A 13,056-nucleotide genomic window follows, 5' to 3' on the forward strand; every position below is an offset into this window, starting at 1 on the left:
TTTAAATAATTTAATGATAAAATATCATTATTTTTAGAGGTCATATTCAAGTCATAAAGCTGTGATACTATGTTCACATCAAAAGATCAAAGGAGAAAAACCATGTCACATGCTTGGAAAGAATTAACCTTTTATAAGAAAAAATACCTCCTGATTGAATTGCTAATCATTGTTATGATGTTCATGGTAGTTTTTTTATCAGGTTTAGCAAACGGTTTAGGTAGAGCTGTTAGTGCTGCTATTGAAAATAACCCAGCTCAAACCTATATTTTGAATGAAGGTGCTGAACAAGTGATTACATCATCTGTATTGACAACTAAAGATCAGACAGATTTAAACAGTTTGAATTTAAAAGATAGTACCACTTTAAATATTCAACGTTCGAGTTTAACTCGACAAGGACATGAAAAGAAAATTGATATTTCTTATTTTGCTATTGATAAAGATTCTTTTATGGCACCTACACTTTCTGAGGGAAAACAACTGACAAGTTACAAAAAAGCTATTATTTTAAATGATAGTTTAAAAGCTGAAGGGATAAAGTTAGGTGATAAAGTGATTGATAAGTCATCATCTATATCACTAACAGTCGTTGGATTTGTCCATAATAGTATGTATGGTCACGGACCTGTGGCATTTATTGATAAAGACATTTATACCGAAATTAATAAAAAGATTAATCCTCAATACCAGTTCTTACCTCAGGCATTAGTTATGAAAAATGATAAAAGTATATCTCATTTACCAACTCAATTAGAAGCTGTTAGTAAAAAAGATGTCATTCAACATATTCCTGGTTATAGTGCCGAACAATCCACTTTGAATATGATTTTATGGGTCCTTGTCGTAGCTTCAGCTGGTATTTTAGGTGTCTTTTTCTACATCATCACACTTCAAAAGCGTCATGAATTTAGCGTCATGAAAGCTATTGGGACAAAAATGTCAGAGATTGCCCTATTTCAATTGAGTCAAGTCATCATATTGGCACTGTTTGGTATCATTGTTGGAGATGGATTGGCGATTGCTCTCTCTTATGTATTACCAGCTCAAATGCCATTTGTTATTAATTGGCAAAATATTATTTTAGTATCGTTTGTATTTTTAGTCATTGCAATGATTAGTAGTGCTCTGTCAATTGTAAAAGTTGCTAAAATCGACCCAGTCGAAGTTATTAATGGGGGAGGAGAATAATGTCAGCAATCTTAGAATTAAAACACATCTCAAAACACTATCCAGATGGAGATGAGCTTTTATCAATATTAGATAATTTAGATTTATCAGTTTCTGCAGGTGAGTTTGTAGCTATACTGGGACCCTCAGGTTCAGGTAAAAGCACACTTTTATCCATTGCAGGGTTACTTCTTGGCGCAGATCAAGGTAGTTTGTATGTCAATCATGAGAACGTTACGGATTTGTCTCAAAGACAAAGAACACAATTGCGCCGTGAAGCACTAGGTTTTATATTTCAAAGTCATCAACTGCTTCCTTATTTAACAATCCAAGAACAGTTGCAACAAGAGGCTCGATTTGCAAAACACTATGATAAGAAAACAAGCTTGGAAGAAATTAATAAATTATTATCAGATTTAGGAATAGAGCAGTGTGCACATAAATACCCTAACCAATTATCGGGAGGACAAAAGCAACGCGCAGCAATTGCTAGAGCATTTATTAATCATCCTAAGGTTATCTTGGCAGATGAGCCAACAGCTAGCCTTGATGAAGAACGTGGGCGTCAAGTTACAGAACTTATTCGTCAGGAAGTTAAATCACATAATACTGCAGCTATTATGGTGACACACGATGAGCGCGTTCTAGATTTAGTAGATACCGTTTATCGTTTAAAGGACGGGAAATTAGTTAAAGAAAACTTCTAACTTGTGTTACAATAAGCTAGAGGTGATTTAATGATTAAAATATTAGTTGTAGAGGATAACATTGTTCAACAAAAAATCATTACCACAAAATTAACACAAGAGGGCTACCAATTTATCACTGCTTCAAATGGACAAGAAGCTCTAAATTGTCTAGATACAGAAGAAGTACAATTGATTATAACTGATATCATGATGCCCATGATGGATGGTTATCAATTAATTCAAGAACTCAGGTCAGCTGCTTATAATGTCCCAATCATTGTTATGACAGCAAAATCACAAATGGAAGATATGACAAAAGGGTTTGGCCTTGGTGCAGATGATTATATGGTTAAGCCTGTGCAGTTACAAGAATTAGCTTTACGTATTAAGGCACTCTTGAGGAGAGCTAATATTGTAGCTCAACATCAGCTAATTATTGGGAATACTTGTCTTAATGAAGATGAATTAAGCTTGAAATATTTTGAGCAAGAAATTGTATTTCCTCAGAAAGAATTTAGGGTTCTTTTCCACTTACTTAGCTATCCTAATAGGATTTTCACACGTTTAGAACTATTGGATAGTATTTGGGGAATGGATACTGATTTAGATGAGCGGGTGGTAGATGCTTGCATCAATAAAATTAGACGAAAAGTAGAACACTTACCAGATTTTAAGATTGAGACGGTGAGAGGGGTAGGGTATCGTGCAAAAAATGACTAAGCTAAGGCGATTTCGGTTTCCGTTAAGATTTTATTTCACATTAATGTTTGTGTTAACGATGCTTTTCTCAGTCCTAGCTTCTCTTTTACTAGTTGCAGCAATAGTTTTTACTTTTTTTCAAGGAGTCTTAACTACTCATGTATTACAAGTTAGCGCTCTCGCTGTTGTTTTTTTAAGCCTTGTGATAGCTAGTATTAGTATGTGGTACGGTTCTTATCATTTAACAAAACCAATTTTAGATATTAGCCGTATTGTGTCCAATGTTGCAGACGGTGACTTTGAAGGGCATATTTATCGAAACAGTAATCGTCGTAAATCCTATGAGTATTATAATGAATTGGATGAGCTATCTGAAAGTATTAATCAGATGATTGTTTCTTTATCTCATATGGATCATATGCGAAAAGACTTTATCACTAATGTTTCTCATGAGCTAAAGACTCCGATTGCTGCAGTAGCTAATATTGTAGAACTATTACAAGATCCAGAATTAGATGAAGAAACACAAAGTGAGTTATTAGGTCTTGTTAAAACAGAGAGCCTAAGGTTAACAAGATTATGTGATACGATGTTGCAAATGTCGCGCGTGGATAATCAGGAGACTATTGGGGAGCTATCCTCTGTTCGTGTAGATGAACAAATTCGTCAAGCAATGATTAGTTTAACAGAACGTTGGCAAGCTAAAAGAATAAATTTTCAACTGGATTCAAAACCATATACTGTTTACTCAAACTCTGACTTACTGATGCAAGTTTGGATAAACCTTTTAGATAATGCAATAAAATATTCCGATGATATTGTAGACTTACGTGTACGAATGGAAGAAACTAATAATCATTATCTGAGAGTTATTATTTCTGATAAAGGTAGGGGAATTTCTCAATATGATGTTCAGCATATATTTGATAAATTTTACCAAGCGGATCAGTCGCATAATCAACAAGGAAATGGATTAGGACTAGCAATAGTTAAACGTATAATTGTTCTTTGTAAGGGACGTATTAGTGTCTCCAGTCAGTTTGAAATTGGAACAGAATTTTGTGTAGAACTACCTTTATCATAATTATTTAAAACAATAACTGCCAATTGGCGGTTATTGTTTTATTTTTTTAGAAATAAATATACTAAAAATAGACAAAAACTATAAAAATATTTGACAATAAATATATCAAGTGTATAATATTACAAAACATAGGAATTTGGAAGGGGATTTTTTATGGGAAAAGAAAAATTAATTTTAGCTTATTCTGGTGGTTTAGATACCTCTGTTGCTATAGCTTGGTTAAAAAAAGATTATGACGTTATTGCTGTCTGTATGGATGTTGGCGAAGGTAAAGATCTTGATTTTATTCACGATAAGGCTTTAACAATAGGTGCCATAGAATCTTATATTTTAGATGTTAAAGATGAGTTCGCTGAGCATTTTGTGTTACCAGCTTTACAGGCACATGCGATGTATGAACAAAAATACCCGCTTGTTTCAGCGCTTAGTCGTCCAATTATTGCTCAAAAATTAGTTGAAATGGCACATCAAACAGGTGCGACCACAATTGCCCATGGATGTACAGGTAAAGGAAATGACCAAGTGCGTTTTGAAGTTGCAATTGCAGTACTAGATCCTGAATTAAAAGTAATTGCCCCTGTTCGTGAGTGGAAGTGGCATCGTGAAGAGGAAATTACTTTTGCAAAAGCTAACGGCGTACCTATTCCAGCAGATTTAGATAACCCTTATTCTATAGACCAAAATTTATGGGGACGTGCCAATGAATGTGGTGTGCTTGAGAATCCTTGGAATCAAGCGCCAGAAGAAGCTTTTGGTATTACAAAATCACCAGAAGAAGCTCCTGATTGTGCAGAATATATTGATATTACGTTCCAAAATGGGAAGCCTATAGCTATAAACAATCAAGAAATGACACTAGCAGATTTGATTTTATCGCTAAATGAAATTGCAGGAAAACATGGTATTGGACGCATTGATCATGTTGAAAATCGTTTAGTCGGTATCAAATCACGTGAAATTTATGAATGTCCTGCGGCAATGGTACTGTTAGCTGCTCATAAAGAAATTGAAGATTTAACATTAGTCCGTGAAGTGTCTCATTTTAAACCTATCCTTGAAAATGAACTATCAAATCTTATTTATAATGCTTTATGGTTTAGTCCAGCTACAAAAGCTATCATTGCCTATGTCAAAGAAACACAAAAAGTGGTTAATGGTACTACAAAAGTTAAGTTATATAAAGGTTCTGCCAAAGTCGTTGCTCGCCACTCGTCTAATTCATTATATGATGAGAACTTAGCAACTTATACAGCTGCTGATAACTTTGATCAAGATGCAGCAGTTGGTTTTATCAAACTCTGGGGACTTCCAACCCAAGTTAATGCACAAGTAAACAAAGGATAAATAAAGGAAGATAAGAGGATGACAAAAAATCATAAGTTATGGGGTGGTCGTTTTGAAAGTAGTCTTGAAAAATGGGTTGAAGAGTTCGGTGCATCAATCAGTTTCGACCAAAAGTTAGCTCCCTATGATATGAAGGCTTCTATGGCCCATGTCACAATGTTAGGCAAAACGGATATTATTAGTCAAGAAGAAGCAGGCTTGATAAAAGATGGTTTAAAAATACTGCAAGATAAATACAGAGCAGGTCAATTGACTTTTAGCATATCAAATGAAGACATTCATATGAACATAGAGAGCTTATTAACCGCTGAAATTGGAGAAGTAGCAGGTAAGCTTCATACTGCACGTTCACGAAATGATCAAGTGGCTACAGATATGCACCTTTATTTGAAAGATAAATTGCAAGAAATGTTGAAGAAATTGCTTCATTTACGAACAACCTTAGTTAATTTAGCAGAAAATCATATCTATACTGTTATGCCAGGATATACACATTTACAACATGCTCAGCCGATTTCATTTGGACATCATCTAATGGCTTACTATAATATGTTTACGCGTGATACAGAGCGATTAGAGTTTAATATGAAACACACCGATCTATCACCATTAGGAGCAGCAGCTCTAGCAGGGACCACGTTTCCTATTGACCGCCATATGACAACTCGTTTATTAGATTTTGAAAAACCATATAGTAATTCGCTTGATGCTGTCTCAGATCGTGATTTTATCATAGAATTTTTATCCAATGCTAGCATTTTAATGATGCATTTATCACGTTTTTGTGAAGAAATCATTAATTGGTGCAGTTATGAATATCAATTCATCACATTATCAGATACTTTCTCTACAGGATCATCTATTATGCCTCAAAAGAAAAATCCTGATATGGCAGAATTAATTCGAGGGAAGACAGGCCGTGTTTATGGAAATTTATTTAGTTTACTAACTGTTATGAAATCATTGCCGTTAGCTTATAACAAAGATTTACAAGAAGATAAAGAAGGGATGTTTGATAGCGTAGAAACAGTCAGCATAGCTATTGAAATCATGGCTAATATGCTTGAGACAATGACTGTGAATGAGCACATAATGATGACCTCAACGGAGACTGATTTTTCAAATGCAACAGAATTAGCAGATTATTTAGCAAGTAAGGGGATACCTTTCAGAAAAGCACATGAAATTGTAGGTAAATTGGTTTTAGAATGCAGTAAAAATGGTTCTTATTTACAGGATATACCTTTAAAATATTATCAAGAAATTTCAGAGTTGATAGAAAACGATATCTATGAGATATTAACTGCAAAGACAGCAGTTAAACGAAGAAATTCATTAGGAGGAACAGGGTTTGACCAGGTTAAAGAACAGATCCTGTTGGCACGTAAAGAATTGAAAGCGGAATGACTGCTTTCTGAAAAAAACCTCGTTTAACTCTGTTAAGTTTCTCACGTATTTTCAGTAAAAAACTAGCATTTTTTATAGAATTGTGCTAGAATTAACATGTAAGTGGGCAACGCCCAAAAAATAAATAGGAGGCCTGAATAATGGCAATCGTTTCAGCAGAAAAATTCGTCCAAGCAGCTCGTGATAACGGCTATGCAGTAGGTGGATTTAACACAAACAACCTTGAGTGGACTCAAGCTATCTTGCGCGCAGCAGAAGCTAAAAAAGCTCCAGTACTTATCCAAACTTCAATGGGTGCGGCTAAATACATGGGTGGTTACAAACTTTGTAAACAACTTATTGAAACTTTGGTTGAATCAATGGGTATTACTGTACCAGTTGCTATCCACCTTGACCACGGTCATTACGATGATGCCCTTGAGTGTATTGAAGTAGGTTACACTTCAATTATGTTTGATGGTTCACACCTTCCAGTTGAAGAAAACCTTGAAAAAGCACGCGAAGTTGTTGCTAAAGCACATGCTAAAGGTATTTCAGTAGAAGCTGAAGTTGGTACTATCGGTGGTGAAGAAGATGGTATTGTCGGTAAAGGTGAATTAGCACCAATCGAAGACGCTAAAGCTATGGTTGAAACTGGTATTGACTTCTTGGCTGCAGGTATCGGTAACATTCATGGACCATACCCAGCAAACTGGGAAGGACTTGACCTTGATCACTTGAAGAAATTGACTGAAGCTGTTCCTGGTTTCCCAATCGTGTTACACGGTGGTTCAGGTATTCCTGATGATCAAATCCAAGAAGCTATCAAACTTGGTGTTGCTAAAGTTAACGTTAACACAGAATGTCAATTAGCTTTCTGTCAAGCAACTCGTGACTACGCTGTTGAATTCAACGCTAACGAAGCTGAATACATGAAGAAAAAACTCTTTGACCCACGTAAATTCTTGAAACCTGGTTTCGATGCAATTACAGAAGCAGTTGAAGAACGTATTGACGTGTTTGGTTCAGCAAACAAAGCATAATTAACATAAAACAGATAATAGTTAAAAGCTCACTTATGGTGAGCTTTTTTTGGATTATATGACTTTTTATTAAATAGATACTCTTTAAAAATTGATATGCTTAAGATAATTTCGAATAAATGCCGCTGAATCTGTGAGTTGTTGCTCTTCTTTTGGGCTTAGTGAAAGCGAAATTCTTTCTACAATTCCTACTCTACCAATAATAGCTGGATATCCAAGGTAAACCCCTTCGGACTCATAGAAGGTAGATACAGGTAGTAACTCATGGGAATCATTTAACACAGCTAAAACGATGCGGACAGCTGCGGTAGCGATACCATAACTAGTATATTTTTTACCAAAAAAGACAGTGTGCCCGCCTTTTAAAGAAGCTTCTTTTATCTGTTCTAATTCTTCTGCTTTTAATAGTGATATAGCTGGTTGTCCTTTTACAGTTACCTGACTCCAAGCGACAAATTGGGAGTTACCCTGCTCTCCTAGATTATAACCACCGATACTCCTTGGATCAACTTGTAGGCGTTGACCAAGCACTCTTTTCATCCGAGCAGTATCCAATAAGGTTCCTGTTCCGATAACGCGTGATTTAGGAAATTGAGTATATTCTTGATAAAGCTGGGTGATGGCATCAACAGGATTAGTAACGACAATAAGGATTCCTCTAAAACCAGATGATTTTAACTTTTGGCTAACGTCGTAGACTTCTTTACTGGTAAATGGTAGTTCAGCAAAGCGATTAGCTTCTTTGTTATTCTGTAGTGAAATATCACCTAAGGCTGAAATTACAACATCAGCATCTGACAACGCGTCATAGTCGTTTAATACTATATTAGCGTGATAAGTAGCATTTGCCAGAGCATCTTGAAAATCAATCATATCAGCATTAACCTTATCAATATTAGTATCAATAAAGACATAATCATCACCAATACCTTGTGCAATAAGAGCGTGTGCAACAGTTGATCCAACGTGCCCCATGCCTATAATTCCAATTTTACGTGTCATATGAAACCTCCTTTGATTATTGTTGTCTATTATAATATTTTGAAAGAAAATGTAAACTAAAAAATGAATCAGAAGGAAGTGTGTCTTATTATAAAAAATATGTAAGCGATTTAGATAAAACAAATGAAAAAGTAATTTTGAAAAGAACTTGCTAGAAGAAGTAAGTTGTGATAGAATAGTCTAGTATGTGGTGCTAGCACATCCGTAAATATTGATCAATATAGGAGGAACTCGTAAAATGGCTAAAGTATGTTATTTCACAGGACGTAAAACAGTTTCTGGTAACAACCGTTCACACGCGATGAACCAAACAAAACGTACTGTTAAACCAAACCTTCAAAAAGTTACTGTTCTTATCGACGGTAAACCAAAAAAAGTTTGGGTTTCAGCTCGTGCGCTTAAATCTGGTAAAGTAGAACGCGTTTAATAAACTGAGAAAGCCTTAGGGCTTTTTTTAGTGTTTCTAAGGCTGATTTGATAGTTAGATGCCTCTATTTTTTTACAATAATAGTGAGATATGATAGAATAAAGTGATAAAAACTTTTTGAGGTAGTAGATATGACTGTAAAAATCAATACAAGAGATGGTCAAATTGAACTCTCTGATGACGTTATTGCAACTGTCGTTGGAGGTTCAGCAACGGAAATTTTTGGCGTTGTTGGTATGGCAAGTAAAAGTGCTATCAAAGATAACTTTCAAGCACTTTTGCGTAAGGAAAACTACGCAAAAGGTGTTGTTGTGAGGTCTAGTGAAGCGGGCATTGCAGTAGATGTTTATACTGTCATGAGTTACGGCGTCAAAATTAGTGAAGTTTCAAAAAATATTCAAGAGCGAGTGAAATTCAATCTCGAAAATCAGCTTGGTTTATCTGCTGATATGGTGAATGTTTATGTGCAAAGTATTAAGGTTGTAGGAGAAGATTAGTGTCAAAGATTACGACAAGTTTATTCCAAGAAATGGTACAAGCTGCCAGCACACGTCTGAGTAAACAGGCAGAGTATGTCAACTCATTAAATGTATTCCCAGTTCCAGATGGTGATACTGGTACGAATATGGGGATGACTATGGAAAACGGAGCCAAGGAAGTTTCGGACAAACCAGCGACGACTGTTGGAGAAGTTGGTCAAATTCTTTCTAAAGGTGTATTGATGGGAGCACGTGGAAATTCAGGTGTAATTACATCACAATTATTCCGTGGTTTTGGTCAAAGTATCAAGGATAAAGAAGAATTAACGGGTCAAGATTTGGCACACGCTTTCCAGAATGGTGTTGAAGTAGCTTATAAAGCCGTTATGAAACCAGTTGAAGGAACTATCTTGACAGTATCACGCGGTGCAGCTACCGCTGCTCTAAAGAAAGCTGAAGAAACTGATGATGCAGTTGAAGTTATGCGCGCAACTCTCAAAGGTGCTAAGCGTGCTCTTGCTAAAACACCGGAGATGCTACCTGTTCTTAAAGAGGTTGGTGTTGTTGATTCTGGTGGTCAAGGACTCGTCTTTATTTACGAAGGTTTCCTCTCAGCACTGACTGGGGAATATATCGCATCAGAAGATTTTAAAGCAACTCCCGCAACAATGACTGAAATGGTTAATGCAGAGCACCATAAAGCTGTAGTAGGCCATGTAGCCACAGAAGATATTAAATATGGCTATTGTACAGAAGTCATGGTTGGTTTAAAGCAAGGACCAACTTACGTTAAGGAATTTAACTACGAAGAATTTCAAGGTTATCTTAGCAATCTAGGGGATTCTTTACTAGTTGTTAATGATGATGAAATCGTCAAGGTTCATGTTCATACAGAAGATCCAGGTCTTGTTATGCAAGAAGGTTTGAAATATGGGTCGCTTGTGAAGGTTAAAGTTGAAAACATGCGTAACCAACATGATGCCCAAATGCAAAAGGTTGAAGTTGAAGAAACTGTCAAAGAAACTAAAGAATATGGTATTATTGCTGTTGTAGCTGGTGACGGTCTAGCTGAGATTTTTAAATCACAAGGTGTTGATTATATCATCTCTGGCGGCCAGACTATGAACCCATCTACAGAAGATATTGTAAAAGCGATTGAAAAAGTAAACGCTAGAAATGTTATTATTTTACCAAACAATAAGAACATCTTCATGGCTGCACAGTCAGCTGCAGATGTCGTTGATATTCCAGCAGCAGTAGTAGAGACACGTACAGTTCCACAAGGATTTACTAGCTTACTTGCTTTTGATCCTGCTAAGTCTCTTGAAACTAATGTAGCTGATATGACAAATAGCCTCTCAGATGTCATTAGTGGTAGTGTGACTTTAGCTGTTCGTGATACAACGATAGATGGCCTTGAAATTCATGAAAACGACATCCTTGGGATGGTTGATGGTAAAATTCTAGTATCTACACCAGATATGGAAAAAGCACTTAAAGACACTTTTGATAAAATGATTGATGAAGATAGTGAAATCGTGACAATCTATGTTGGTGAAGATGGTAAACAAGCATTAGCCGAGACCTTGTCGGAATATCTTGAGGAGACTTATGAAGATGTTGAAGTTGAGATCCACCAAGGAGATCAACCTGTATATCCATACCTCATGAGCGTTGAATAATTGATAAAATAAAAAATTAGGAGAGATACTTCTAATTTTTTATTTTATCAGAGTTTCTATTTTAGTATGATAAAGCATCAGTATTTTGAAAATTTTGACAAATTGTGTTAGAATTGTTTTAAAACATTCATACAAAGGAGATTTATGATGTCATTAATTATTCTTACGGTTATTTTGGTTTTAGTGATTGTTCTGTTGATAACTTCTTTATACGTTGTTAAACAACAGACAGTAGCCATCATTGAACGCTTTGGTAAATATCAAAAGACTGCTACTAGTGGTATTCATATTCGTGTACCATTGGGTATAGATAAGATTGCAGCACGAGTGCAGTTACGTCTTTTACAGAGTGAAATTATCGTTGAGACAAAAACAAAAGATAACGTTTTTGTCACTTTAAATATTGCTACACAATATCGTGTCAATGAAAATAACGTTACAGATGCTTATTACAAATTAATAAAGCCAGAAGCTCAGATTAAATCTTATATCGAAGATGCTTTGCGTTCATCAGTACCTAAACTTACATTAGATGAGCTATTCGAAAAGAAAGATGAAATAGCCTTGGAAGTTCAACATCAAGTGGCAGAAGAAATGTCAACATACGGCTACATCATTGTTAAGACTTTAATTACTAAGGTTGAGCCAGATGCAGAAGTAAAACAATCCATGAACGAAATCAATGCTGCACAACGTAAACGTGTAGCAGCTCAAGAATTAGCGAATGCTGATAAGATTAAAATTGTAACTGCTGCAGAAGCAGAAGCAGAAAAAGATCGTCTACATGGTGTGGGTATTGCGCAACAACGTAAAGCAATTGTAGATGGGTTAGCTGATTCGATTCAAGAATTGAAAGATGCTAACGTGACATTGACAGAAGAACAAATCATGTCTATCTTGTTAACAAATCAATATTTAGATACTTTAAATACATTTGCTATTAATGGTAATCAAACGATTTTCTTACCAAATAACCCAGAAGGTGTTGAAGATATTCGTACACAAGTTTTATCTGCTCTTAAAACAAGATAATGAACTTTTTATAGAAGCAAAATAACCAGAGCATTTGCTCTGGTTATTTTGTGTCTGACTTATTTATTATAATTGGAGAGACGGAAAAAAGTTATTTTTTACCGTAACGTTTGTACTCATGAATGATTTTCAGAGCACGTTTTCTAGTTTTAATGTTAGGACTTTTAAGTCTGCGATAGGCTGACGATAGGTCTGTTTTTTCAGCCATGATTACCTCCTATAGACAATTTATTAACGTTAACAGACACCAGTATACCACAAAAAAATTAACTGGTAAAGTACTTTGTTGATAAATTTAAAAATAAATAGCAAAGTAATTAAATATCAATCAAAAGTAATAAGCTCAAAGATATATTAAACCTTTATTAATGAGGTTTGGATTTGACAAGCGATGTTAAGTGAAAGATGAATGAGGAAAATACCCAACGAAAAAGTAGCTAATGGCTATCATGTGCACATAAAAAAACGATCGTTGAGTGATCGTTTTTCAGCAAACTAAATAATTATTTTTAATGTAATTGAATGAAAATTTATACTTGTGAAAGTGTATCGGTTAAGTTAATAAGGTCAGTTTTTATTTATCGTAAGCACTTAGGAAGTGTTTTGGAGCGTACCCACGAGAGTAGATAAACCCGGCATCGCGTGAAGGATAAGACACTGTGTCTGCCTTCGCAAGACTTGCTGAAGTAGCTAATAATAGAGTGACAGCTGAAGCTGCTGTTAAAACACTGATTTTAAGTTTCATTATAAAATCCTTTCAAAGATAATAAACTATTCTTGCACAGTGGTTAGTTCATTTTGTGCATACCATATTATATCATCAAAAGCTCATTCGAACAACATGTTTTTAATTTTAAACAAATATATAATTAATTAAATATCGCTTAAAATTAAAAAATGAGATTTAGTAACTTATTTAATAGTATACAATCCAATAACGACTGTCTAATTTGATCTATAGTTGAGCTAGTCGTGGATTTCACCAAAGATGTAGCAATAAAAAATCCCCTCCAGTTCCA

13 protein-coding genes are annotated in these 13,056 nt (G+C 35.2%); 11 read left to right on the plus strand and 2 right to left on the minus strand.

Annotated elements, in window-relative coordinates; genetic code table 11:
- The first annotated feature begins 102 nt into the window (after positions 1-102).
- The 7 genes from HMPREF2818_RS02565 (at position 103) to HMPREF2818_RS02595 (ending at position 7,415) form a co-directional block, all read left to right on the plus strand.
- Positions 103-1,191, plus strand: coding sequence for an ABC transporter permease (locus tag HMPREF2818_RS02565; RefSeq protein WP_000017573.1), 1,089 nt, complete (start codon positions 103-105; stop codon positions 1,189-1,191).
- Positions 1,191-1,877, plus strand: coding sequence for an ABC transporter ATP-binding protein (locus HMPREF2818_RS02570; protein WP_001274148.1), 687 nt, complete (start codon positions 1,191-1,193; stop codon positions 1,875-1,877). The genes HMPREF2818_RS02565 and HMPREF2818_RS02570 overlap by 1 nt, the downstream gene beginning before the upstream one ends.
- 30 nt (positions 1,878-1,907) lie before the next feature.
- Positions 1,908-2,579 carry a response regulator transcription factor gene (locus tag HMPREF2818_RS02575; protein ID WP_000590687.1) on the plus strand — a complete coding sequence of 224 codons (672 nt, stop codon included), beginning with the start codon at positions 1,908-1,910 and terminating at the stop codon, positions 2,577-2,579.
- Positions 2,563-3,642: a sensor histidine kinase gene (locus HMPREF2818_RS02580; RefSeq protein ID WP_001875934.1), complete on the plus strand. Its 1,080-nt coding sequence runs from the start codon at positions 2,563-2,565 to the stop codon at positions 3,640-3,642. The genes HMPREF2818_RS02575 and HMPREF2818_RS02580 overlap by 17 nt, the downstream gene beginning before the upstream one ends.
- A 153-nt stretch (positions 3,643-3,795) precedes the next feature.
- The gene (locus HMPREF2818_RS02585) at positions 3,796-4,986 is read left to right on the plus strand and encodes an argininosuccinate synthase (protein WP_000514054.1); all 1,191 of its coding nucleotides are present in this window, start codon (positions 3,796-3,798) and stop codon (positions 4,984-4,986) included.
- Positions 4,987-5,004: 18 nt separating this feature from the next.
- The gene (argH, locus tag HMPREF2818_RS02590; protein WP_000164573.1) at positions 5,005-6,393 is read left to right on the plus strand and encodes an argininosuccinate lyase; all 1,389 of its coding nucleotides are present in this window, start codon (positions 5,005-5,007) and stop codon (positions 6,391-6,393) included.
- A gap of 140 nt (positions 6,394-6,533) precedes the next feature.
- Positions 6,534-7,415: a class II fructose-bisphosphate aldolase gene (locus tag HMPREF2818_RS02595; RefSeq protein ID WP_001018987.1), complete on the plus strand. Its 882-nt coding sequence runs from the start codon at positions 6,534-6,536 to the stop codon at positions 7,413-7,415.
- A gap of 84 nt (positions 7,416-7,499) precedes the next feature.
- Here the strand turns inward: HMPREF2818_RS02595 and HMPREF2818_RS02600 are convergent, their stop codons facing one another.
- Positions 7,500-8,417: an L-lactate dehydrogenase gene (locus HMPREF2818_RS02600; RefSeq protein ID WP_000197051.1), complete on the minus strand. Its 918-nt coding sequence runs from the start codon at positions 8,415-8,417 to the stop codon at positions 7,500-7,502.
- A gap of 238 nt (positions 8,418-8,655) precedes the next feature.
- Between HMPREF2818_RS02600 and rpmB the strand changes: the two genes are divergently transcribed.
- The 4 genes from rpmB (at position 8,656) to HMPREF2818_RS02620 (ending at position 12,037) form a co-directional block, all read left to right on the plus strand.
- Positions 8,656-8,844, plus strand: coding sequence for a 50S ribosomal protein L28 (rpmB, locus tag HMPREF2818_RS02605; RefSeq protein ID WP_001140949.1), 189 nt, complete (start codon positions 8,656-8,658; stop codon positions 8,842-8,844).
- A gap of 131 nt (positions 8,845-8,975) precedes the next feature.
- A complete protein-coding gene (locus HMPREF2818_RS02610) occupies positions 8,976-9,341 on the plus strand; it encodes an Asp23/Gls24 family envelope stress response protein (RefSeq protein WP_000216444.1) in 366 nt (121 codons plus the stop codon).
- Positions 9,341-11,005: a DAK2 domain-containing protein gene (locus tag HMPREF2818_RS02615; RefSeq protein WP_000036703.1), complete on the plus strand. Its 1,665-nt coding sequence runs from the start codon at positions 9,341-9,343 to the stop codon at positions 11,003-11,005. Before HMPREF2818_RS02610 ends, HMPREF2818_RS02615 begins: the two co-directional genes overlap by 1 nt.
- Before the next feature lie 147 nt (positions 11,006-11,152).
- Positions 11,153-12,037, plus strand: coding sequence for an SPFH domain-containing protein (locus HMPREF2818_RS02620; RefSeq protein ID WP_000052520.1), 885 nt, complete (start codon positions 11,153-11,155; stop codon positions 12,035-12,037).
- 91 nt (positions 12,038-12,128) lie between these two features.
- On the opposite strand, the gene HMPREF2818_RS02625 is transcribed toward HMPREF2818_RS02620, so the two are convergent.
- Positions 12,129-12,245: a putative metal homeostasis protein gene (locus HMPREF2818_RS02625; RefSeq protein ID WP_000818733.1), complete on the minus strand. Its 117-nt coding sequence runs from the start codon at positions 12,243-12,245 to the stop codon at positions 12,129-12,131.
- Positions 12,246-13,056 lie beyond the last annotated feature (811 nt).

It is taken from the genome of Streptococcus sp. HMSC076H09, from assembly GCF_001811765.1.
Taxonomy (GTDB): Bacteria; Bacillota; Bacilli; order Lactobacillales; family Streptococcaceae; genus Streptococcus; species Streptococcus agalactiae.

What these genes read in the sequence shown, in the direction of transcription:
- HMPREF2818_RS02565 (WP_000017573.1), top strand. Translation starts at nt 103, where the DNA reads ATGTCACATGCTTGGAAAGAATTAACCTTTTATAAGAAAAAATACCTC.
- HMPREF2818_RS02570 (WP_001274148.1), top strand. Translation starts at nt 1,191, where the DNA reads ATGTCAGCAATCTTAGAATTAAAACACATCTCAAAACACTATCCAGAT.
- HMPREF2818_RS02575 (WP_000590687.1), top strand. Translation starts at nt 1,908, where the DNA reads ATGATTAAAATATTAGTTGTAGAGGATAACATTGTTCAACAAAAAATC.
- HMPREF2818_RS02585 (WP_000514054.1), top strand. Translation starts at nt 3,796, where the DNA reads ATGGGAAAAGAAAAATTAATTTTAGCTTATTCTGGTGGTTTAGATACC.
- argH (WP_000164573.1), top strand. Translation starts at nt 5,005, where the DNA reads ATGACAAAAAATCATAAGTTATGGGGTGGTCGTTTTGAAAGTAGTCTT.
- HMPREF2818_RS02595 (WP_001018987.1), top strand. Translation starts at nt 6,534, where the DNA reads ATGGCAATCGTTTCAGCAGAAAAATTCGTCCAAGCAGCTCGTGATAAC.
- HMPREF2818_RS02600 (WP_000197051.1), bottom strand. Translation starts at nt 8,417, where the DNA reads ATGACACGTAAAATTGGAATTATAGGCATGGGGCACGTTGGATCAACT.
- rpmB (WP_001140949.1), top strand. Translation starts at nt 8,656, where the DNA reads ATGGCTAAAGTATGTTATTTCACAGGACGTAAAACAGTTTCTGGTAAC.
- HMPREF2818_RS02610 (WP_000216444.1), top strand. Translation starts at nt 8,976, where the DNA reads ATGACTGTAAAAATCAATACAAGAGATGGTCAAATTGAACTCTCTGAT.
- HMPREF2818_RS02620 (WP_000052520.1), top strand. Translation starts at nt 11,153, where the DNA reads ATGTCATTAATTATTCTTACGGTTATTTTGGTTTTAGTGATTGTTCTG.
- HMPREF2818_RS02625 (WP_000818733.1), bottom strand. Translation starts at nt 12,245, where the DNA reads ATGGCTGAAAAAACAGACCTATCGTCAGCCTATCGCAGACTTAAAAGT.